The following is a 23,143-nucleotide window of genomic DNA, read 5'->3' as shown; positions in this document are numbered from 1 at the left end:
GCGCTGATTGACCGCCAGCGTCGGGTTCGGGCATGCTCACCAAGTACCTGACTCACCGAAGGAAAATCACAATGAAAGGTTTTGCACGCTGCACGCTGGCACTCTCCATCTCACTGGCAGTGGCCGCCGGCGCCCAGGCCAGCGAGTTTTCTGACATGGACCCCGTGACCCTGCGCCTGGCCCACGTGGTCAATGAGCAGGACGGCTTCCATATCGCCGCCGAGAAATTCGAGGAACTGGTCGAGGAGCGCACCGAGGAGAAGGTCGATATCGAGCTCTACCCCAACGCCAGCCTGGGTGACGAACGCACCCTGCTCGAGGGCATGCAGATCGGCACCATCGACATGGGCGTGATCACCAACGGCCCGGTGGCCAACTTCCTCGAGCCGATGGCGGTGTTCGAACTGCCCTTCCTGTTCCCCTCTCCCGAGGCAGCCTACGACGTCCTCGACGGCGAGATCGGCCAGGAGCTCTTGGATAGGCTCAGTGAAGTCAATCTCAAGGGTCTGGCCTACGCCGAGCGCGGTTTTCGCAACCTGACCAACAGCGAGCGGCCGGTGCAAAGCCCCGCGGATATCGACGGCCTGCGCATCCGCGTGATGGAGAACCCGGTCTACGTCGACACCTTCCGCGAACTGGGGGCCAACGCCGTGCCCATGGCCTGGACCGAGGCGCTGACCGCCATGCAGCAGGGCACCATCGATGGCCAGGAGAACCCGGTCAACGTCATCCACTCCTTCAAGCTCTACGAGACCCAGGACCACATGACGCTGTCACGCCACACCTATGCGCCGGCGATCTTCGTGATGGGCATGCCGGTCTGGAACGCTTTGCCCGAGGCCGCCCAGGTGGTGATGGAGGAGGCCGCCCAGGAAGCCGCCGAGCACGAGCGCCGGGTCAACGCCGAGATGGAAGCCGAGCAGCTGGCGGAACTGCGCGAGGCGGGCATGCAGATCGTCGAGGAGCCTGATATCGCGGCCTTCCAGGAAGCCGTGGCCCCGGTCTACGAGAAATACGGAGAGCAGTTCGGCGACTATCTGCCGCGCATCCAGGAGGCGCTGAAGTAAGTGCCTGACCTCGCCCATTCCCTGCTGCGACCGCTGCGGTGGAGTGAGCGCGCCCTGGACGCCGTCATCGCCCCCGTGGTCTTCACGGCGATGGCGGCGTTGATTGCAGTGATCACCCTGCAGGTCGTCTCGCGGGTATTCTTTACTGCCGTGGGCTGGACCGAGGAGGTGGCCCGTTTCCTGCTGGTGTGGATCACCTTCCTCGGCGCAACCCTGGCCTTTCGCCGGGGCCGGCATATCGCCGTGACGTTCGTCGTCGATGCCCTGCCCGGCCGGCCGCGCCGCCTGGCGCGCATCGCTGCGTTACTGGTGGCACTGGGCTTTCTGGCCGCCCTGGTGGCTATCGGCTGGGAATACATGCAGGTCCAGAGCTTCCAGAAATCTGCCTCGCTGCGCATCTCCATGACCTGGATCTATCTGGTGATTCCGCTCTCCGCGGCGATCATGGCGTGGTGTGCGCTGGTCGACCTGCTGGAACTGATCATCGAGGGAGCGGCCAGCGATAACGATGACAGCGGCAACACCCAGGGGCCCCCCACATGACGGGCCTGCTGTTCGTACTGTTCTTCCTCTTCATGCTGCTGGGCGTGCCCATCGCCCTGGCCATCGGCGCCAGCACCCTGCTGGCCCTCAATGCCCAGGGTGTCCCGCTGATGGTGGTCACCCAGCAGATGTTCCAGGGCATCAACTCCTTCGCCCTGGTGGCAGTACCCATGTTCATCCTGGCCGGCGACCTGATGGCCCAGGGCAAGGTGAGCGAGAAACTGGTGGACTTCGCCGACTCGCTGTTCGGCTTCCTCAAGGGCGGGCTCTCCATCGTCTCGGTGGGAGCCGGCATGTTCTTTGCCGCCATCTCCGGCTCCGGGGCCGCGACTACCGCCGCGGTGGGCTCGAGCCTGGTGCCGGAACTGCGCAAGAAGGGCTACGAGCCGGCCTCGGCGGCCAGTCTGATCGCCGCCAGCGGCACCATCGGCGTGGTGATTCCCCCCTCGGTACCCATGATCATCTACGCGGTGATCGCCCAGCAGTCGGTCTCGAAACTCTTCCTGAACGGTATCCTGCCGGGTATCGCCATGGGCCTGGGGCTGGCCACCATCGCCATCGTCCAGGCCTATCGGCGCAACTATCCGCGCGGTACCGCCTTTTCGCCGGCCACCATCTGGCGCACATTCCAAAGCGCCAGCTGGGGGCTCGCAACGCCGGTGATCATCCTCGGCGGCATCTTCTCGGGGGTGTTCACTCCCAGCGAGGCAGCCGTGGTAGCCGTCAACTACGCGCTGATGGTGTCACTGTTCGTCTACCGTGACCTGAGCCTGGCCGACGTCTACCGGGTCCTGATCCGCTCGGCGATCACCACCTCGGTGATCATGCTGGTGATCGCCACCTCGGCGGTCCTCAGCTGGACCCTTTCCAGCTGGCAGGTCCCCGGCGCCATCGCCCAGGCAGTGCTGTCGCTCTCCACCAACCCGTTCGTGATCATGCTGCTGGTGGTGGCGGTGATCCTGCTCACCGGCGTGTTCATCGAGACGGCCAGTGCCCTGATCATCCTGACCCCGGTGCTGCTGCCGCTGGTGACCCAGCTGGGTATCGACCCCATCCACTTCGGTCTCATCATCGTGGTCGGGCTGGCCATCGGCATGATCACACCGCCGGTGGCGATCAACCTCTATGTGGCCTCCTCGGTCACCCAACTGCCGCTGGAACGTATCACCCGCGCCATCATTCCCTACCTGCTGGGATTGATCAGTGTGCTGCTGCTGGTGGTCTATGTCCCGATACTGATGGGGCTTTCCGGCTAGGAGAATTAGTGATGCATCGATCGATAACGCCTGCCGCCGGCATGCTCGTGCTGGCCTTGCTCGCTGGTTGCACCACCTACACCTGGGAGGATGGCCGCCGAGAAACCGTATGGGGTGTTCCCGCCGAGGATGAGACCAGGACCCGAGAGGAGCGCCAGGCCGAGGGCGTTCAGTACCGCCAACCCGGCGAGATCCCCGAGTGACGACAGCCCTGTTCCGCTCCTATGGCCTGCGTAACACCACGCTGAGATTATTGGCCGGCATGGCCACCACCCGTTCGAGGTCGAGGCCGCGTCGTTCGGCTTCGGACGTCACGGCGTCCAGGTCCCGGATGCCCCAGCGCGGGTCGCGGGCCTGGAGGTCCAGATCGAAGGTTGCATTGCTAGGGGCCGTATGGCGCCCCTCGCGCCTGAACGGCCCGTAGAGGTAGAGCGCCCCACCCGGCACCAGGGAAGTCCCGGCACCTGCCATCAGCGCCTCGGTAACCGTCCAGAGCGAGATATGCAGCAGGTTGATGGCCACGACCGCCTCGAAGGGGCCCTCGGGCCAGTCGCCGGGAACGGATACGTCGAGCCGGAACGGCGCGGCCAGGTTGCGCAACCCGGCCTCTACGCGCCATGCGTCGATGGAGGCCAGTGCATGGGGGTTGGGGTCGCTGGGCTGCCAGGCCCAGTCGGGCATGGCGCCGGCGAAATGCACGGCATGCTCGCCGCTGCCGCTGGCCACCTCCAGCACTCGCGCCCTCTGGGGCAGCACGTCCTGCAACACCTCGAGGATCGGCTGGCGATTGCGCGCCACGGCGGGGCTTTTCAGGCGTGGATCCTTCATGGTGCTCCTTATGGCCGGTGCCGCGTTCTGGCCGGTTCCTCGGGAGACGGCTACTTCCGCCCCCTGGGCTTGCGGGATGGCCCACCGGTATTGGGGCGAGACCCTTTTCCCGACTTTCTGCCGGGCTTTCCTCTCCCTCCCCGGGACGGCGTGCCGGGCTTCTGCGCTTTCTGCTTGCCGCTACCGGTCCTGGCGCCCTCCCCTGCCTTGCGCCGGGCCGATCGCTGGCGGGGCGGCTGGGCCTCGGACGTGGAGTGTTCGGTCAGGGAGAGGATCGTTGCCACCTCGGCCGGCGTCAGATCCCGCCAGTCCCCCGGTGCCAGCCCCTTGAGCGACACGTTCATGATGCGGATTCGCTCGAGCTTGACGACGTCATAGCCGAACACCTCGCACATGCGGCGAATCTGACGGTTGAGCCCCTGGACCAGGGTGATATTGAAGACGAAGCGCGACTCCCTGACCACGCGGCACTTGCGGGTGACCTCGCCGAGGATCGGCACGCCTCCCCCCATGCCGGCGATGAAGTCCTCGGTGATCGGCTTGTCGACGGTGACCCGATACTCTTTCTCGTGCTGGTTGCTCGCCCGCAGGATGCGATTGACCAGGTCGCCGTTGTTGGTCAGGAAGATCAGCCCCTGGGAATCCTTGTCCAGCCGCCCTATGGGAAAGATGCGGGCGCCATGCTTGACGAAATCGACAATATTGGCCTTCTCGGCGGGATCGGTGGTGCTGACGATGCCCACCGGCTTGTTGAGGGCGATGAACACCAGGTCCTGGTCTTCCAGTGCCAGCGGCTCGATAATCTGGCCGTTGACCTTCACCACGCTCCCCGGGAAGACCTGGTCACCGGGAGTGGCGCGTCTGCCGTCGATATGCACATTGCCCTGTTCGATGTAGCGGTCTGCCTCTCGGCGGGAGCAAAGGCCGCTCTCGCTGATGTACTTGTTGATCCGTTTCGAGAGGGTCTGGGCCATGGAACGCGTCCGGAATGTGAAGGGAAAAGCCGTGCTGGCACGGCCCTGTGTCGGGCAGTGTAAGGGGTGAACTGGCCGACGACCAGCCGTCCGTCAGGCCATTTCCGCGACCTGCGGCTCTCAGTGGAAGGGACTTGGCGAGCAAGTCTTGCGCTGGATCACTGCAGTGCAACATGCTGTGCAGTACCCTTTGATTCTTGCTCCCGGCCGGAGAAACAGCATGGCGAATCGTTCCCAGAACGGGCATGCCGAATGGCACGCCCTTTCGACCGAGGAGGCCCTTAAGCGTCTCGACAGCAGCGCCGAGGGACTGGACAGCAGGGAGGCCGACGATCGGCTGGCCGAGCATGGCCCCAACAAGCTCAAGCAGGCAGAATCGCGGCCCTGGTGGAAACGCCTGATGGAGCAGTTCAACAACATCCTGATGCTGATCCTCATCGTTGCCGCGGTAGCGAGCCAGCTTCTCGGACACAGCCTGGACGCTGCCGTCATTCTCGCAGTGGTGGTGATCATCGCGTTGATCGGCTTCTTCCAGGAGGGCAAGGCCGAGCGGGCGCTGGACAGCATCCGCAACATGCTGTCGCCACGGGCCAAGGTCCTGCGCGACGGCAGGCGATCCACCCTGGATGCCACGGAGCTGGTTCCCGGCGATATCGTACTGATTCAGAGCGGTGACCGGGTACCCGCCGACCTGCGCTTGATCAAGAGCCAGCGCCTGCGCACCCAGGAAGCGCCCCTCACCGGCGAATCCGAGCCCGTCGACAAGTCAAGCGACGCCGTCGATGAAGAGGCGCCCCTGGCCGAGCGCAGCGGCATGGCCCATGCCGGCACGTTGGTCGTGCAGGGCAATGCCCGGGGTCTGGTGGTGGAAACCGGCCGCCACACTCAGATCGGCCGCATCTCCGAGATGCTGCAGGACGTGGAGAAGCTGAAGACCCCGCTTCTCGCCCAGCTGGACCGGGCCGGCAACATGCTCGCCCTCTTCATCGTCGGTGGCGCTGCCTTTTCCGCGGCCATCGGTATCTTCGTGCACGGCAAGGCCGCCACCGAGATGTTCATGGCGGCCGTCGCCTTGGCGGTGGCCGCTATCCCGCAGGGCCTGCCGGCCATCGTCACCATCGGTTTGGCCATCGGCGTCCAGGCCATGGCGCGGCGCAATGCCATCATTCGTCGCCTGCCGGCCGTCGAGACCCTGGGCTCGATCTCCACCATTTTCACCGACAAGACCGGCACCCTGACCCGCAACGAGATGACCGCCCGCGCCATCCGCCTCGAGGACAAGGAAGTGCGCCTCTCGGGGGTGGGCTTCTCGCCTGAAGGCAGCCTCCACGAGGTCTCCGAGGAGGCCGGGGACGAGCCGGAACACGAGGCAAGAGAAGAGAAAGGCGAGACACTCAAGCTCTCTGACCATCCCGACCTCGAGCATCTGCTGCTCGCCGGCGTGCTCTGCAACGAGGCGGAACTCAAGCACGAGGACGACCGCTGGCACATCGAGGGCGACCCCACCGAGGGAGCGCTGGTGGTGGCGGCGGCCAAGGCCGATCTCGATGCCTCGAACCTGCGCGAGGCCCATCCCCGCCTGGACACCCTGCCCTTCGAGTCGGAATACCGCTACATGGCCACTCTCAATGAGATCGATGGCGAAAAGCATATTCTGGTCAAGGGCGCGCCGGATCGACTTCTGGAAATGTGTGACCGGGTGCGTCGTGAAGGTGAGGAGGTGGCACTCGATACCGAGGCGTGGGAAGACCACATCGAGGAGCTTTCATCACGGGGTCTGCGAGTGCTGGCCATTGCCGAGAAGCGCGTCGGCGACGGCGAGGAGCTGGACCGCGACGATGTCGAGCAGGGTCTTGTATTGCTGGGCATGACAGGTCTTCTCGACCCGCCCCGAGAAGCGGCCATCGAGGCCGTGAAGCAGTGCCTTGAGGCCGGCATCCGCCCGGTGATGATCACCGGCGACCACCCCCAGACGGCCCGGGCCATCGCCGAGAAGCTGGGCTTCGCCCAGACCGAGAGAGCCGTCGCCGGCCGCGACATCGAAGAGATGTCGAACGAGGAGCTCCAGGACTGCGTCCGAAAGGTGGATGTCTTTGCCCGGGCGGCCCCCGAGCACAAGCTGCGCCTGGTCAAGGCCATGCAGGCCCAGGGCGGCATCTGCGCCATGACCGGCGACGGGGTCAACGACGGCCCGGCCCTCAAGCGCGCCGACGTGGGCGTGGCCATGGGCGTCCAGGGCACCGAGGCCGCCAAGGAGGCCTCGGAAATGGTGCTCGCCGACGACAATTTCGCCACCATCGAGAAGGCCATCGAGGAAGGACGCAAGGTCTACGACAACATCCGCAAGACCATCACCTTCCTGCTGCCCACCAACGGTGCCGAGAGTCTGGCCGTGCTCCTCGCCATGCTCGGCGGCATGACGCTGCCCATCAGCGGGTTACAGATTCTCTGGGTCAACATGGTCACGGCCGTAACCCTGGGGATGGCGCTGGTGTTCGAGTCGTCCGAGCCCGATATCATGCGCCGCCAGCCGCGGGATCCCGATGCTCCCCTTCTGTCTCTGTTCATGCTCTGGCGGGTCGTCTTCGTCTCGGTAGTGCTGGTGGCGGCGGTCGCCGGTCTGTTCTTCTGGATCCTCGGCCAGGGCGGCAGTCTCGAGCTGGCCCGCTCGGGCGCAGTGAACATGCTGGTGATGGGCGAAATCGTCTACCTGCTCAATAGCCGCTTCCTGGTGGGCCGCTCCCTGAGCCTCCAGGGGATCTTCGGTAGTCGTCCCGTCTTGATCGCCATCGGCCTTGTGATCCTGATCCAGCTTGGCTGGACCTACCTGCCCTTCATGCAGCTGCTGTTCGAAGCCGAAGGGCTGAGCCCGCTTCACTGGGGTCTCATCCTTGCGACGGGCCTTGCTCTCTTTCTGGTGGTGGAGCTGGAAAAATGGATACTGCGACACTTCAACCTGATGTCAGGGAAGCAGGCTCCAGGCCGCGAGCGTGCATCCCGCCAGGTGTCGTGACGCCTGCTTCCCACTGACTTCAGGGATGTCATCGCGCTTATTTTTTGCAGCGCAGCATGGCATGTGATAGAGCTTGACCTATTGCTCCACGCCGGAGAAGCATCATGACCGACCCCGCTCAGCCCACCGACTGGCACGCCCTTTCCACCAAAGAGGCCCTGGCTCGCCTCGAGAGCCGCGCCGAGGGTCTGGAGAGGCCGGAGGCCGAGCGTCGTCTGGCCGAGCATGGCCCCAACCAGCTCAAGCAGGCCGAGTCCCGGCCCTGGTGGAAGCGCCTGCTGGAGCAGTTCAACAACATCCTGATGCTGATCCTGCTGGTCGCCGCCGTGGCGAGCCTCGGCCTGGGCCATACCCTGGACGCTGCGGCCATCTTCGGCGTGGTGGTGATCATCGCCCTGATCGGCTTCATCCAGGAGGGCAAGGCCGAGCAGGCGCTGGAGAGCATTCGCCAGATGCTCTCTCCCCGGGCCAATGTGTTGCGTGAGGGCCGGCGGGAAACTATCCCCGCCGAAGAGCTGGTGCCCGGGGATATCGTCATGGTCGAGAGCGGTGACCGGGTGCCGGCCGACCTGCGCCTGCTGGAAGCACGACGCTTTCGCACCGAGGAGGCCTCGCTGACCGGCGAGTCGACCCCGGTGGACAAGGATACGACGGCCGTGGAGGCGGAGTCCGACCTGGGCGACCGCAGGGGCATGGCCTACGCCAGCACCATCGTGGTCCAGGGCAATGCCCGAGGCCTGGTGGTGGAGACCGGCGCCCAAACCCAGATCGGACGCATCTCGGAGATGCTGCGAGGCGTGGAGCAGCTCAAGACCCCGCTGCTGCGCCAGATCGACCGTGCCGGCCAGGTGCTGGCGTTCTTCATCCTCGCTGCCGCAGTGCTCACCGGCGTCTTCGGCGCTCTGGTGCACGACCAGCCGGTGGACGAGATGTTCATGGCCGCGGTCGGCCTGGCGGTGGCCGCCATCCCGGAGGGCCTGCCGGCCATCGTCACCATCGGCCTGGCCCTGGGCGTGCAGGCCATGGCCCGCCGCCATGCCATCATCCGCCGCCTGCCCGCGGTGGAGACCCTGGGCTCCATCTCCACCATCTTCTCCGACAAGACCGGCACCCTGACCCGCAACGAGATGACCGCCCAGGCCATCTGGCTGCCAACGGGCGAGGTACATATCGAGGGCATCGGCTTCGCCCCGGAGGGCAGTTTCCACCGCGTCAGCGAGGGTGAGCCCGAGCAGTCGGCACTCGACCTGGACGAGAACCACGCCCTGCGCCACTTCCTCAAGGTGGGGGTGCTGTGCAACGACGCCGAGCTAGCGGAAGAGGAGGGCCGCTGGAAGATTCACGGCGATCCCACGGAGGGCGCCCTGGTGGTGGCTGCGGCCAAGGCCGGACTGACGCACGCGAAGCTTCGCGGCGACCACTCGCGCCATGATGCCATCCCCTTCGAATCCGAACGCAAGTACATGGCTACCCTTCACAAGGTCGACGGCGAGCAGCTGCTGATGGTCAAGGGCGCCCCGGACCGGCTGCTGGAGATGTGCCATCGGGTGCGCACCGAATCCGGCGAGGCCGAAGTCGATCACGAGGAGTGGGAGGCGCGCATCCATGCGCTGTCCGAGCGTGGGCTACGCGTGCTGGCGCTGGCCGAGAAGCGGGTAAGCGACGTCCACGAGCTGGCCGACGAACACGCCGAGGAGGAGTTGGTGCTGCTGGGGCTCGTCGGCCTGCTCGACCCGCCCCGGGACGAAGCGATCGAGGCGGTGAAGGAGTGCCTGGCCGCCGGTATCCGCCCGGTAATGATCACCGGCGATCATGCGGTCACGGCCCTGGCCATTGCCAGGCAGCTGGGCTTCGCCCATACCGAACGCGCCATCAGCGGCCGCGAGATCGAGGCGATGTCGGACGCCGAGCTCGAGAACATCATTCTCGAGGTGGACGTTTTTGCCCGCGCCGCGCCGGAGCACAAGCTGCGCCTGGTTCAGGCCATGCAGGCCAAGGGCGGCATCTGCGCCATGACCGGCGACGGGGTCAACGACGGTCCGGCGCTCAAGCGCGCCGACGTCGGCGTGGCCATGGGCATCCAGGGCACCGAGGCCGCCAAGGAGGCCGCCGAGATGGTGCTCGCCGACGACAACTTCGCCACCATCGTCGGCGCCATCCGCGAGGGCCGCAAGGTCTATGACAATATCCGCAAGACCATCACCTTCATCCTGCCGACCAATGGCGGCCAGGGCCTGGCGATCATGCTGGCGGTGCTGGCCAACTCCACTCTGCCGGTGACGCCGCTCCAGGCGCTGTGGGTCAACATGGTGGTGGCGGTCACGCTCGGCCTGGCGCTGGCCTTCGAGCACGCCGAGCAGGACATCATGACCCGCCAGCCCCGGGACCCCGACGCCTCGCTGCTGGATCTCTTCCTGCTGTGGCGGGTGGTGTTCGTCTCCCTGCTGCTGCTTGTCGGTGTGTTCGGCATGTTCAGCTGGATCCTCCAGCATGGCGGCAGCGAGATGCTGGCCCGCACCGGGGCGGTCAACATGCTGGTCATGGGCAGCGCCGCCTACCTGATCAACAGCCGCTACCTGCGGCGCAGCACCCTCTCTCTGGCAGGTATCTTCGGCAGCCGCCCTGTCTGGGCCTCCATCGGCATCATCGTGATGCTGCAGCTGGGCTGGACCTACCTGCCCTTCATGCAGGTGATCTTCGGCAGCGAGGGACTGGGCCTCGGCCACTGGGGGGTGATACTGGCCGGCAGTCTGGCCATCTACCTGATCGTCGAGATCGAGAAGCGCGTGCTGCGCACCCGTGGTAGCCGGGGGCAGCCAAGACGCCCCTGACGGCAAGGGACTAAAAGCGTCTTAACCCTACCGGCGCTTGGTACGGGCGGTGGCCTCGGCGGTCATGGGGTCCTCCGGCCAGGGATGCTTGGGGTAACGACCGCGCATCTCGCGGCGCACCTGCGGGTAGCCATGGGCCCAGAAACTCGCCAGGTCGGCGGTGACCTGCAGGGGGCGGCGTGCCGGCGAGAGCAGGTGCAACAGCACCGTCACCCGACCGTCGACGACGCGCGGCGAGGCCTGCCAGCCGAAGCACTCCTGCAGCTTCACCGCCAGCACCGGCGGCTTGCCCACCAGGCAGGGGGTATAGTCCACCCGATGGGCCGAGCCGCTGGGCACTGCCAGGCGCGACGGCGCCAGCGCGTCGAGGCGTGAGCGCAGCGGCCAGTCGAGGCTGTCAAGCAGCAGGCGCGCCAGCGGCAGACGCTCGACCGCCTCTAGCCGGGTAATGCCGTCGAGATGCGGACCCAGCCAGTCAGCCAGGGTGTCGAGCAGCGTTGCCTCGGACCAGTCGGGCCACTCGCTGCCCAGCGTCCGGTGCAGCAGCGCCACCCTCCCCTGCAGCTGCTCTCGTTCGTCTTCTTGCGGCAAGCCGCGCCGGCGCAGCGCCTCGAGCAGCGCTTCCCTGACCGCCTCCGGTGGCAGCTTGGCGAGGGGCTTTCGCGCCAATACCACGGCGCCCAGGCCGCGCACTTGCTCGCCCACCAGCCGGCCCTGGTCGTCGGACCACTCGAGGCTCGCTCGCCACTCGGCGCATTCGGGATACAGGGCCTCGAGGCGGTCGCGATCAAGCGCCACGGCGCGGAAGATACGCGCCCCGCTCGCCTCGCCGTCGAGTTCGGCGGCCACCAGCAGGTCGGCATGGGACAAGGGGTGGCGCTCGGCAAGGGTCGCCAGCCCTCCGCCGGCCAGACGAAAGCGGCCCGCTTCGAGCCGCTGCGCCACTCGCTCCGGGTAGGCCAGCGCCAGCAGCTCACCCAGCGGGGCCAGGTTCACGACCTCGAATGCCACGCCGGCGAGTCGCGCAAGCCGTTCGGCATCGCGCTGCCACTGGCGGTGCTCTCGGGGAGCCTTGAGCAGCGCCTTGAGTGTACGCTCGAGATCGCGCTCCTCGTCCAGGCCGCGCCCCTCGAGCAGCGCCACCAGGGTACAGGCCAGGGGTTGCGCGTCGCGTTCGGCGGCGCGTTCCAGCATCACCGCCAGGCGCGGGTGGGTCGGCCATCGCACGCAGGCACGCCCCAGTTCGGTGAGGAGATACGCCTCATCCAGCACGCCCAACCGGGCCAGCAGGTCACGACCGGCCGCCAGCGCGGCGTCGGGAGGGGGCGTCATCCAGGTCAGCCGCTGCGGATCGGTGATACCCCAGCGCGCCAGCTCGAAAGCCAGCGGCGCGAGGTCCGACTGGCGGATTTCCGGCTCGCCATGCGGCACCAGCGGTTGCTCCTCGGGCCAGAGCCTCACGCAGAGCCCTGGCCCCTGGCGACCGGCTCGACCACGGCGCTGGTCGGCACTGGCCCGATTGACGCGACGCGTCTCCAGCCGGGTGAGCCCGGTGCGTGGCTGGAACACCGGCACCCGTTCCTGGCCGGCATCCACCACCAGGCTCACGCCGTCCACGGTGACGCTGGACTCGGCAATCGCCGTGGCCAGCACCACCCGCCGGCGCCCATTCGGGTCGGGACGCAGCGCCCGGCGCTGGGCATCGAGCGGCAGGCGACCATGCAGTTCCATCACCACAAGCTCTGGAACGCGGAGCGCAAGTTCTCTGGCCAGTCGACGGATCTCCCCCACGCCGGGCAGGATCACCAGGGCGTCGCCTGCCTGCTGTTGCAGGGCCTCGAGTAGCGCCTTGGCCTGCTGAGCCGCAGCCTCTTCACGGCTATTGAGCGCCCGATAGCGGGTCTCGACGGGATAGACGCGACCCGGACAGTCGATGACGGGAGTCGCGCCACCCAATACGCCGAGCAAGGCGTCGACATCCAGGGTCGCCGACATCACCAGCAGGCGCAGGTCCTCGCGCAGGCCCTGCTGGGCATCAAGCGCCAGGGCCAGGCCCAGGTCCGCCTCCAGGCTTCGCTCGTGGAACTCGTCGAAGATCACCCCGGCCACGCCCTCGAGCATGGGATCGTCCTGAAGCATGCGCGTCAGCACGCCCTGGGTGACCACCTCGAGCCGAGTATCCGGCCCCGCTCGGCTTTCGCCGCGCATGCGATAGCCGACGGTCTCCCCGACCCTTTCCCCCAGGCTATCGGCCATAAAGCCGGCAGCCAGCCGGGCCGCCACACGCCGAGGTTCGAGCAGCAGCAGTTTTCCCTCGCGGGCCCAGGGGGCGTCAAGCAGCGCCAGCGGCACGCGGGTGGTCTTGCCGGCACCGGGCTCGGCCACCAGCAGGGCGCGCGAATGCCTCTCGAGGGCATCGAGGATAGCGTCGAGGCGAGAATCGATGGGCAACGTCATGGGCGGCTCAGCGGGCAGGGGCGGCATCCCGTGAGCGCACGCCGCACCCCTTGAGGATCACCCGGGTGAGAAAGGTGGTGATCTCCTCGACATCGGCATCGCTCAGCTCGTCACGGCCGGTGATGCCCAGCACCTGGGCTTCGAAGTCGGCGTAGTGCTGAGTGGCCGACCAGATCAGGAAGATCAGCCACACCGGATCGACGGGATCCATCAACCCGCGTTCGGCCCACTGCTCGAAAACCCGCGCCCGGGCCTGGACCCAGTCACGCAGTTCACCGCGCAGATACTCCTGCAGGAAGGGGGCACCGCCGAGGATTTCCGCGGCGAACAGGCGCGATCCCTCGGGATGACGCCGCGACAGTTGCATCTTGCTGCGGATGAAAGCCTCCAGCACCTCGGCGGGGTCATCCTCCACCGAGATATCGTCGAGCAGGGCATTCCAGCGTTCCATCATCCGCTCCAGCAAGCGGACATAGAGACCACGCTTGCTGCCCATATAGTAGAGGACATTGGACTTGGGCAGGCCGGCCTGCTCGGCAATCGCCTGGAGGCTCGCCCCCCGGTAGCCGTAGCGGGCAAAGACCCGTTCGGCCGCGGCCAGGATCTCGCGCTCGTTGCGCCGACGGGTCACCCCGTTGGCTTCGCCTTGCTCTCTCGCCCCTCGCTCGACGGGCGCGCTCCCCTCTGTCATCGACCACCTCAGTGCCCATGGCGGATCAAAGCCAAGGATAGTGCCCCAGCCCCGTGCCAGGTGCAAACGGGCTTGCAAAGTGAGCGAATCTGGACCAAGCTGAGATTATCCTGACCGAACGGTCAAGAAGTGAGACCCCTGAACAAGCGCTTCCACGCCAACAACAGAGACAAGGCGATGATCGACTTCCTGCTCAACGGGCAGCTCCGCCACTGCGCGGCTTCGCCCGACACCAGCGTGCTCGAGCTGCTGCGCGATTCCCTCGGCCAGACCGGCACCAAGGAGGGCTGCGCCTCCGGGGACTGCGGCGCCTGCACGGTGGCCATCGGCAAAGCCGACCCCGATGGCAACGTCCACTATCACAGCGCCAACGCCTGCATCACCCCGGCCCATCAGCTTCAGGGGCAGTCGTTGGTCACCGTGGAAGGCCTGGCCTCGGGCGATGCCCTGCACCCCGCCCAGGCGGCCATGGTCGAGTGCCACGGCAGCCAGTGCGGCTTCTGTACCCCGGGTATCGTCATGTCGCTCTTCACTCTGCACGAGGAGCAGCGACGGGCGCCGGCGCCGCTGACACAACAGCGTCTCGAAGCGGCGCTGGGCGGCAACCTCTGCCGCTGCACCGGCTATCGGCCGATCCGCGACGCGGCGCTCTCCATGGGCGACTACCCCCACGCGCGTCCGGCATGGCTGGAGAAGTGCACAGACGCCGCGGCATCGCTCACGTCACCTCCCGTCGAGCGCGATGCCGACAGCACCTTCGTCCAGCCGGAAAGCCTGGTCGAACTGCTTGACGAACGCACCCGCCACCCCGAGGCGCCCATCGTCGCCGGCGGTACCGACCTCTGGCTCGAGGTCACCCAGCGCCTGGCCCGCTTCCCGCGGGTGGTCGACATTACGCGCGTCGCCGAGCTCCAGGTCATCGAAGCGGCCACGCTGGACGACGGCCGCGAGGGCTGGTGGATCGGCGGCGGCGTGACCTACTCGCGCCTGGAACCGCTGCTGGCCGAATATTACCCGACCTTCGCCCATCTGCTGCACCGCCTGGGCTCCGCCCAGATCCGCAACCGCGGCACTCTGGGCGGCAATATCGCCAACGCCTCGCCCATCGGCGACACGCCGCCGGTGCTGCTGGCCCTGGGCTCCCGGCTGTGGCTGGCCGGGCCGGAGGGCGAGCGCGAACTGCCCCTCGACGACTTCTTCCTCGACTACAAGCGGACCGACCTGCGCGAGGGCGAGGTGATCCGGGCGATCTTCCTGCCCCGCCCCGAGCCGGGCCGACACCTCAGGGTCTGGAAGCTGTCCAAGCGTCGTGAGGACGACATTTCCGCCGTGCTCGGCGCCTTCGGCTGGCGCCTGGAAGACGGCCTGCTGTGCGACGTCCGCCTGGCCTTCGGTGGCATGGCGGCGACACCCAAACGGGCCATCGCGGCCGAGGCCGCGCTGGAGGGCCAGGCGCCCTCCACCGCCGCCTTCCAGGCCGCCAGGCTCGCTCTCGCGAGAGACTTCCAGCCGATGAGCGATGTGCGTGGCAGCGCCCATTATCGCCAGCTCTCCGCCGCCAATCTGCTCGAACGCCTGCGCCTGGTCATGGCACAGGAAACGACCGATGCTCCCCGGGAGGTGATGCTCCATGCGTACGCTCACTAAACTGGACGTTCCGTCCAGGGATACGACCGACCTCGATGACGCCACGATACGAGTGCGCGACGAGCAGCAGGGTCGCATCAAGGGCGACGGCCCCCTGGCACGGGACACGGAATTCCGCGAGATCGAGACCACCAGAACGCGCGGCAGCGCCGGTAGCGCCAGCGCCCATGAGAGTGCGGTCAAGCACGTCACCGGACGTGCCGCCTATATCGACGATCTCCAGGCACCGGCAGACTGCCTCCACCTGGCACTCGCGCTTTCGCCGGTAGCCCACGGCCACCTGATCCGCCTCGATCTCGACACGCTCCGGGCCATGCCCGGCGTGGTCGACGCGGTCGGTTTCGATGACGTACCAGGGCATACCGATATCGGTCCGGTCTTCCCCGGCGACCCGCTCTTTGTCGAGGACGAGATCCGCTATGCCGGCCAGGTGCTCTTCGCCGTGGCGGCCGAGACTCATCGCGCCGCCCGGGAGGCCGTGAGCGCCGCCTGGGCGGAAGCGCTCGTCGAAATCGACGAGCAGCCCGCCAGCCTTGACCCGGTAGTCGCCGCCGAACGCCACGAGTTCGTGCGCCCGACCCATGTTCAGCAGAGCGGCGACTGGGAACGCTCGCTCGCGACCGCGGCCCATGTCATCGAAGGCGAGCAGTTCGTCGGCGGTCAGGAGCACTTCTACCTGGAGGGACAGGCCTGCCTGGTCCAGCCTACCGAAGACGAGGGGGTAATCGTCCATACCTCCAACCAGCACCCCAGCGAGACCCAGAAGCTGGTGGCGGAGGTGCTGGGCATTCCCTTCCACGCGGTGACCGTGGAGGTACGTCGCATGGGCGGCGGCTTCGGGGGCAAGGAGACCCAGGCCTCGCCCTGGGCCTGCATGGCCGCGCTGGTCGCCCGGCGAACCGGACGTACCGTCCGCCTGCGCCTGCCACGCGCCGAGGACATGCGGGTCACCGGCAAGCGCCATCCCTTCCACAATCGCTACCGTCTAGGCATCGACGAGACGGGCGTCATCCAGGGCGGCGAGCTGACCCTGATCGGCGACTGTGGCTACTCGCCGGATCTCTCCGAGGCCATCGTCGACCGGGCCATGTTCCACGCCGACAACGCCTACTCGCTGGGGGAGGCGCGGGTCACCGGCCACCGGGCGCGCACCCACACCGCCTCCAACACCGCCTTCCGCGGCTTCGGCGGTCCCCAGGGCATGATGGTGATCGAGGCGGCAATGGACGACATCGCCAGACGCCTCGGCGAGGACACACTGACGATCCGCAAGCGCAACCTCTATCGCACGGAGCCGGACGTCATTCGCCGGGATATCACCCATTACGGCCAGACGGTGGAACAGGTCGCCCTGCTGCACCATGTCGTCGAGCGGCTCGAGGCCGATTCCGATTACTGGACACGCCGCCAGGAAATCACCGAGTTCAACGCGCAGAGCCCGGTCATTCGGCGAGGCTTGGCGCTGACGCCGGTCAAGTTCGGTATCTCCTTCACCGCCAAGCACCTCAACCAGGCCGGTGCCCTGCTGCAGGTCTATACCGACGGCAGCGTGATGATCAACCACGGCGGCACCGAGATGGGCCAGGGCCTGCACACCAAGATCTGCCAGGTGGTGGCCCGCGAACTCGCCCTCGACGTCGACACGGTGCGCATCACCGCCACCCGTACCGACAAGGTGCCCAACACCTCACCCACGGCGGCCTCCAGCGGCGCCGACCTCAACGGCATGGCCGCCCGCGACGCCTGCCTCAGCCTCAAGACACGGCTCTTCGACTTCGCCAGCGAGCACTACGCCCTGGACCGCGAAGGCATGCGCCTGGAGACCGGTCACCTGGTGGCCGGCACCGGCGAGAGCGAGCGGCGCATCCCCTGGGGCGAGCTGGTACAGGCCGCCTACCTGGGCCGGGTTTCGCTCTCCGAGAAGGGCTTCTACGCCACCCCGCTGATCCACTACGACCGCACCACCGGCCAGGGGCGCCCCTTCTACTACTTCGCACACGGCGCGGCGGTCAGCGAAGTCAGCGTCGACACCCTGACCGGCGAGACCCAGGTCGACCGGGTCGACATCCTGCATGACGTAGGCGACTCCCTGAACCCGGCCATCGACATGGGCCAGGTGGAGGGTGGCTTCATCCAGGGCATGGGCTGGCTGACCGGCGAGGAGCTCAGGTGGAACGATGCCGGCCGGCTGATCTCCGACGGTCCGGCCACCTACAAGATTCCCACCTACGGCGATCTGCCGCCGGTGTTCAACGTCGAACTGCTCCAGGGCCACCCCAACTCCATGGCCAGCATCTACCGCTCCAAGGCGGTTGGCGAGCCGCCCTTCATGCTCGGCATCTCGGTATGGGCAGCGTTGCGCGACGCCCTCTCGAGCCTGGCCGGCTACCGAGAGGCGCCGCGCCTCGACACGCCGGCCACGCCGGAGCGGGTGCTGATGGCCGCCGAAGCGCTGCGCTCGCGTCACCCCCCCTGGCCACCTGCTGCGGGTGAACCCGAATGACGGCCGAGGATACACGCCCCGAGAGCTGGCATGCCGCCCTGCATCGCCTGCAGCGCGAGGGCCTGCCCCACGTTCTGGCCACCCAGGTGACCAGTGCCGGTTCCACGCCCCGGGAGCCCGGGGCACGCATGGTGATCACCGCCGATGCGGTCTACGACACCCTGGGCGGCGGTACCTTCGAGTGGCAGACCATCGCAGCGGCCCGCCGGCGCCTGGCGGGCCCCGATGGCGAGTGCCAGGCCGGGATGAGCCTGGAAGCCTTTAGCCTGGGCGGGCGCAGCGGCCAGTGCTGCGGCGGCTTCGTCAACGTGCTGCTCGAGGTCTTTCCCGGCAGCGCCACCACGCTGGCGATCTTCGGCGCCGGTCATGTGGGCCGGGAGCTGGTGCGCCTGGCCGCGCCGCTTCCCTGGCGAGTGCGCTGGCACGACAGCCGGGCGAACGCCTTCCCCGACTGGGCGTCGGACCAGCCGCGCCTCGCCTGTCGCCATGCTCCCGACCCGGCCGAGGCCGTGGCCGCCCTGCCGCCCGGCGTCCACGCCCTGGTGCTGACCCACGACCACGCCGAGGACCAGGCCCTGGTGGACGCCCTGCTCGCCCGCGGCGACACGGCCTCGCTGGGCCTGATCGGCTCGCGCAGCAAGTGGGCCAGTTTCCGCCGCCGGCTGCGCGACGCCGGTCACGGCGAGGAGGCCCTGGCGCGAGTGCGCTGCCCCATCGGCATGGCGGCCGGTGGCACCGGGGGCGACAAGACGCCCTACGCCATCGCCCTGGCCACCCTCGCCGAGCTGCTGCCGCGGGTCGAGTCGCGCGAGCGAGACGACCAGCGCGGCCTCGACCCCCGCGAGCTGCGACACATCTTCACCGACAACGCTCCCACAACATTTCGATGAGCCCTGACGAAATGACCCATAACGACTCACGCGTGCTGCGCGCCGAACTGCTGAGCTTCGATGCCGACCCCGGCGAGGCCGATACGCCCGCCGAGGGCAGCGTATGCCACCTTGCGGACGGTGCCCTGTGGATCGAGAACGGCCGCATCCGCGCGGTGGAGGACTACGCCACCCTGGCGCCGCAGTTGCCCGAAGGAATCGACATCATCGACCACAGGGGGAAATTGATCGTCCCCGGCTTCATCGACAGCCATGTGCACTATGTGCAGCTGGAGATCATGGCCTCGTACGGCCGACAGCTGCTCGACTGGCTGGGCGACTACACCTTCCCCGAGGAGTGTCGTTTCGCGGCGCAGGAACACGCAGAGCTGCTATCGGAAGCCTTCCTCAACGAGATGCTGAGGGTCGGCACCACCACCGCCCAGGTGTTCTGTTCGAGCCACCCGGTCTCCGTCGATGCCTTCTTCTCGGCCAGCCACCGGCGCGGGCTGCGCATGCTGGCCGGCAAGGTGCTGATGGACCGCCACGCCCCCGACGCGCTCTGCGACGACACCCTGGGCGGCATCCGCGACAGCGAGCGGCTGATCGCCGACTGGCACGGCAAGGGACGGCTGGGCTTCAGCCTGACCCCGCGCTTCGCCCCTACCTCCAGTCGAGCGCAGCTGGACGCCACCGGGGGCCTGATGCGCAACGACCCGAGCCTGTGGCTGCAGACCCACCTGGCCGAGAACACCGGCGAGATCGACTGGGTGGCAGAGCTCTTTCCCGACAGCCGCGACTACCTGGCAGTCTATGAACAGTCGGGGCTCGTCGGCCCGCGCAGCACCTTCGCCCACGGCATCCACCTGGACCAGGCGATGCGCGGCCGGCTGGCCGAGCGGGGGGCGAACCTCGCCTTCTGCCCAAGTTCCAACCTCTTCCTCGGCAGCGGCCTCTTCGACCGGCTGGCGGCCCGCGAGATGGACCTCAACATCAGCTATGCCAGCGACGTGGGCGGCGGTACGGACCTCTCCGGCCTGGCGACGCTGAAGGCCGCCTACCAGGTAGGCCAGCTCAAGGGTCAGCCGCTCACTGCCTGGCAGGGGTTCTTCGGGCTGACGCTGGGCAACGCCCGGGCGCTGTCGCTCGACGGCCATATCGGCCGCCTCGCCCCAGGCATGGAGGCCGACCTGGTGGTGCTCGACCCAGCCGCCACTCCGCTATTGGCACGACGCACGGCCCGCAGTCGTTCGCTTGCCGAGACGCTTTTCGCGCTGATGATGCTCGGCGACGATCGCAGCGTGGCCGAGACCTGGGCCGGCGGGCGCCTCCAGCACCGACGCGACAACCAATCCCCCATGGCAGGTTGACGGTCAGCCATCCTCTTCTGAGTGCAGCGGAAGGGGCACCGGATGACTGCCGCAGCGATATCGAGTCCGGTGCGCGCACCTTTAGCTCCAGCCTCACGGGTGGAACAGCGACGCGTCCAGCCAAAAATATAAACCATTGGTAAAACTTGATTTAGCTCAAGAGTGGCCGTTATCCGACACTTTTACTAGGTTGATTGGCGTCAAGTGATCGCACTACTCTGCTGATAGAGGGTGACTGGTGGGTTGCACACGCCACTCACCCGAATCACCACCACAAGGGGAACTGTCATGATCCGTAAACGCCTGCTGGTATCAGCCATCGCCTTGGGGTCGGCTCTCGCCGTCTCCATTCCCGCCATGGCCGACGACGGCCTGGGTGACTACCGCGACCGCTTCGAGCCGCTCCCCTACCTGCCGCCTATCCCCGCGGACAACTCCCTGACCCCGGAGAAGGTGGAGCTGGGCAAGATGATGTTCTTCGAGCCGCGCATCTCCTCGAGTGGCGTGATCAGCTGTGCCACCTGTCACAACCCGGCCCTGGGCTGGAGTGACCGTATTCCGCGGGCCACCGGCCATGACGGCCAGGTCGGCGAGCGCAACACGCCCACGGTGCTCAACTCGGGCTTCCTCGATTCCCAGTTCTGGGATGGCCGTGCTGCTGATCTGGAAGAGCAGGCACTGGGGCCCATCGAGGCCGATGTCGAGATGGCCATGGACCTCGATCAGGCGCTGAAGCGCCTCGAAGGCTTCGATGTCTACCAGCGGAGATTTTCCGAGGCCTATCCGGACGACGAGAACCCGATCAATGGCGACAACCTGGCCCAGGCCCTGGCCAGCTTCCAGCGCACCCTCAACACCCCGAACTCGCCCTTCGACCGCTACCTGCGCGGCGACATGAACGCCCTGGACGAACAGGAGAAAGACGGCATGGTGGCCTTCGTGGACAACGGTTGTGTCGCCTGTCACAGCGGGCCGAACCTGAGCGATGGCAATTTCCACGCCATCCAGGTGCCGGGCTCCGAGGACGAGGGGCGTTACGTCGTCACCGGCGAGGAGAGCGATAAGTACAAGTTCCGTACCCCGACCCTGCGCAACGTGGCCGTCACCTATCCCTACATGAACAACGGCGCCACCGAGACGCTGGAGGAAGCCGTATCCATCATGGGCCAGGAGATGCTGGGCCGCGACTTCGAGGATAAAGAGATCGACAACATCACCGCCTTCCTGCACACCCTGACCGGCGAGATGCCCGAGTTCGAGGTTCCCGCCCTGCCCTGATTCGGGTCATCATTCGGACGACACGAACCCCGGTCTCTGCCGGGGTTCTCGGGTTTTCGTTCGCTCTGCACTAGACAGCCACCCGGGCCTGGTTGCGCCCATCGGCCTTGGCCTGATAGAGCGCCTCATCGGCCCGCTTGAGAAGGAGGTCAAGATCCTCGCCGGGATTGGCCATGCAGGCCCCCACGCTGATCGTGACCGGGACCCCCTCCACTTCGATTTCAGCGACGGCGTGCCGAAGGCGCTCGGCCACCCCCGCAAGGGTCGGGGCGTCACAGGGCGACAGTATCACCAGAAATTCATCCCCGCCCCAGCGCGAGGCCCGGTCGTAGGGACGCAGCCCGTCACTCAGCGCCTCGGCGACGCGAACCAGGGCCTTGTCCCCTGCCGCATGGCCGAGACCATCGTTGAGCTCCTTGAAACGGTCGATATCCAGCCAGAGCAGCCCGAAGTGGCTGCTCTCCCGGGTGGCTCTCAGGATCTGCTCCTCCAGCCACTGCTGCATGCCGCGTCGATTCATGAGGCCGGTCAGCACATCACGTGTGGCCACCGCCTCGAGTTCCTCGGTGCGTTCACGGACCCGCTCCTCGAGGTCCCGGGTATGGCGCTGGATGGCCTCGGCCATCGAACGGAAGTGGTGCATCAGCCGGCCCATCTCGCCCCGGCCCCGGGGCAGCTCGGAAGCCGACAGGTCCCCCTCCTTGACTCGCTGCATGGCGGCCTCCAGTGCCGCGATGGGCGCCAACAACTGGCGGCGCAGCGCCAGATGGAAGACCAGCAGGGTGACCAGCAGGGTCAGTACGAACACCACTGCCACCGGCGTGAAACCGCCAAGGGGCATCAGGGTTTCCAGGTCGAGCAGTGTTACCTCGAACCAGCCGAGGGCCGGCAGGAAAGCCAGACCGGCCAGGTGACGCTTGCCTTCGACGGTCACAAACTCGGTGCGCACGCTAGGCTGCTGGTCCGGGGCGTCACGCAGCTCCTGCATGATGCCGGAGAGCGCCTCGGCATCGCGGGGCAGATCCACCAGCAAGTCCAGGGTTCGCTTCTGCCCCTCGGGCTTGATGAAACTGGCATAGTCGATGAGCCGTCGATCGCGGTAGAGCTGGATGGCACCGTTGTAGTCGACAAACAGGGTGGTGATGCCGGGCTGCTGGATATCGATGATCTCCTGAAGAAAGCTCTCGAGTTCCATGCCGGTGCCCACCACCCCGAGGATCTCGCCGTCGGCGTCTCGCATCAGGACATCGATCCACAGCTTGGTGACGCCAAGCTCCACGTCGGGATTGACGTTGAGGTGGAAATCCCGTCCCTCCTCGATCAGGCGATAGAACCAGGCATCAGCCGGTCGATCCGGCCGCAGCCGGTAGCGTAGGCGTTCGCTGGTGTAATCGCCGGCAGCATTGTTGTGGTAATAGCCGCCGCTACCTCTCAGCGCAACGAAATAGCTGTTGTCGCGGAAATTGCGACGAAAACTTTCCATCTCGTCAAAGGCCTGCCCCTCGAGCTCGGGATCGTCCGGGGCGTTTGCCCAGCGCTGCAACACGATGGAGTCGGCCATCTGGCGCGCCAGGGCTATCTCGCGCTCCAGGGGCTGTAACAGGCGACCGCTATCGTACTGCACCTGGATGGCCGCGACGCGTTCGCCCCACTGCTCGATGATGCCCTCGGTAATGCGGTGGAAGACGGTCCAGGCGGCCGCCGACGCCACGAGCACGAGGCAAGCGGCCAGCAGCAGGAAACGGGTCTTAAGGCTCAAGAAGGCTCTCCCCGATCAGCCCGATGGCAGGATGAGAATCCTTTTTTTACACGATAT

General features: G+C 66.9%; 16 protein-coding genes. 11 read left to right on the top strand and 5 right to left on the bottom strand.

Annotated elements, in window-relative coordinates; translation table 11 throughout:
• The first annotated feature begins 71 nt into the window (after positions 1–71).
• The 4 genes from HALO32_RS16625 to HALO32_RS16610 are packed head-to-tail and all read left to right on the top strand — an operon-like array spanning position 72 to position 3,069.
• On the top strand, positions 72–1,067 hold the full coding sequence (locus tag HALO32_RS16625; protein WP_151445007.1) for a TRAP transporter substrate-binding protein: 996 nt from the start codon (positions 72–74) through the stop codon (positions 1,065–1,067).
• Entirely contained in the window at positions 1,068–1,610 is a 543-nt protein-coding gene (locus tag HALO32_RS16620; RefSeq protein WP_225810118.1) for a TRAP transporter small permease, read from the top strand.
• Positions 1,607–2,866: a TRAP transporter large permease gene (locus HALO32_RS16615; protein WP_151445006.1), complete on the top strand. Its 1,260-nt coding sequence runs from the start codon at positions 1,607–1,609 to the stop codon at positions 2,864–2,866. The genes HALO32_RS16620 and HALO32_RS16615 overlap by 4 nt, the downstream gene beginning before the upstream one ends.
• Positions 2,867–2,877: 11 nt before the next feature.
• Positions 2,878–3,069 carry a hypothetical protein gene (locus tag HALO32_RS16610; RefSeq protein WP_151445005.1) on the top strand — a complete coding sequence of 64 codons (192 nt, stop codon included), beginning with the start codon at positions 2,878–2,880 and terminating at the stop codon, positions 3,067–3,069.
• 19 nt (positions 3,070–3,088) lie between these two features.
• Here the strand turns inward: HALO32_RS16610 and HALO32_RS16605 are convergent, their stop codons facing one another.
• Positions 3,089–3,694, bottom strand: coding sequence for a DUF938 domain-containing protein (locus HALO32_RS16605; protein WP_151445004.1), 606 nt, complete (start codon positions 3,692–3,694; stop codon positions 3,089–3,091).
• Between the two features lie 50 nt (positions 3,695–3,744).
• A complete protein-coding gene (rluF, locus tag HALO32_RS16600; RefSeq protein ID WP_151445003.1) occupies positions 3,745–4,668 on the bottom strand; it encodes a 23S rRNA pseudouridine(2604) synthase RluF in 924 nt (307 codons plus the stop codon).
• A gap of 220 nt (positions 4,669–4,888) precedes the next feature.
• Here rluF and HALO32_RS16595 point away from each other — a divergent pair, with 220 nt between their 5' ends.
• Both HALO32_RS16595 and HALO32_RS16590 read left to right on the top strand, forming a co-directional pair.
• Positions 4,889–7,681, top strand: coding sequence for a cation-translocating P-type ATPase (locus HALO32_RS16595; protein ID WP_151445002.1), 2,793 nt, complete (start codon positions 4,889–4,891; stop codon positions 7,679–7,681).
• A 104-nt stretch (positions 7,682–7,785) separates the two neighbouring features.
• Positions 7,786–10,512: a cation-translocating P-type ATPase gene (locus HALO32_RS16590; RefSeq protein ID WP_151445001.1), complete on the top strand. Its 2,727-nt coding sequence runs from the start codon at positions 7,786–7,788 to the stop codon at positions 10,510–10,512.
• A gap of 27 nt (positions 10,513–10,539) precedes the next feature.
• Here the strand turns inward: HALO32_RS16590 and hrpB are convergent, their stop codons facing one another.
• A complete protein-coding gene (hrpB, locus tag HALO32_RS16585; protein ID WP_225810117.1) occupies positions 10,540–12,969 on the bottom strand; it encodes an ATP-dependent helicase HrpB in 2,430 nt (809 codons plus the stop codon).
• A 7-nt stretch (positions 12,970–12,976) separates the two neighbouring features.
• Positions 12,977–13,660: a TetR/AcrR family transcriptional regulator gene (locus HALO32_RS16580; RefSeq protein ID WP_151444999.1), complete on the bottom strand. Its 684-nt coding sequence runs from the start codon at positions 13,658–13,660 to the stop codon at positions 12,977–12,979.
• 177 nt (positions 13,661–13,837) lie between these two features.
• Between HALO32_RS16580 and xdhA the strand changes: the two genes are divergently transcribed.
• The 5 genes from xdhA (at position 13,838) to HALO32_RS16555 (ending at position 21,327) form a co-directional block, all read left to right on the top strand.
• The gene (xdhA, locus tag HALO32_RS16575) at positions 13,838–15,307 is read left to right on the top strand and encodes a xanthine dehydrogenase small subunit (protein WP_151445170.1); all 1,470 of its coding nucleotides are present in this window, start codon (positions 13,838–13,840) and stop codon (positions 15,305–15,307) included.
• On the top strand, positions 15,291–17,810 hold the full coding sequence (xdhB, locus tag HALO32_RS16570) for a xanthine dehydrogenase molybdopterin binding subunit (RefSeq protein ID WP_151444998.1): 2,520 nt from the start codon (positions 15,291–15,293) through the stop codon (positions 17,808–17,810). Before xdhA ends, xdhB begins: the two co-directional genes overlap by 17 nt.
• Entirely contained in the window at positions 17,807–18,700 is an 894-nt protein-coding gene (gene xdhC / locus HALO32_RS16565) for a xanthine dehydrogenase accessory protein XdhC (RefSeq protein ID WP_151444997.1), read from the top strand. Before xdhB ends, xdhC begins: the two co-directional genes overlap by 4 nt.
• 11 nt (positions 18,701–18,711) lie before the next feature.
• Complete coding sequence (guaD, locus tag HALO32_RS16560; RefSeq protein ID WP_151444996.1) at positions 18,712–20,049, top strand: guanine deaminase; 1,338 nt, start codon at positions 18,712–18,714, stop codon at positions 20,047–20,049.
• Positions 20,050–20,337: 288 nt separating this feature from the next.
• Positions 20,338–21,327: a cytochrome-c peroxidase gene (locus tag HALO32_RS16555; RefSeq protein ID WP_151444995.1), complete on the top strand. Its 990-nt coding sequence runs from the start codon at positions 20,338–20,340 to the stop codon at positions 21,325–21,327.
• A gap of 70 nt (positions 21,328–21,397) precedes the next feature.
• Here the strand turns inward: HALO32_RS16555 and HALO32_RS16550 are convergent, their stop codons facing one another.
• The gene (locus HALO32_RS16550; RefSeq protein ID WP_151444994.1) at positions 21,398–23,086 is read right to left on the bottom strand and encodes a GGDEF domain-containing protein; all 1,689 of its coding nucleotides are present in this window, start codon (positions 23,084–23,086) and stop codon (positions 21,398–21,400) included.
• Positions 23,087–23,143: the final 57 nt, after the last annotated feature.

Source organism: Halomonas lysinitropha, from assembly GCF_902500215.1.
GTDB lineage: Bacteria > Pseudomonadota > Gammaproteobacteria > Pseudomonadales > Halomonadaceae > Halomonas > Halomonas lysinitropha.
The sequence above is the reverse complement of the archived record's forward strand: the minus strand, read 5'-3'. Positions and strand labels throughout refer to the sequence as shown.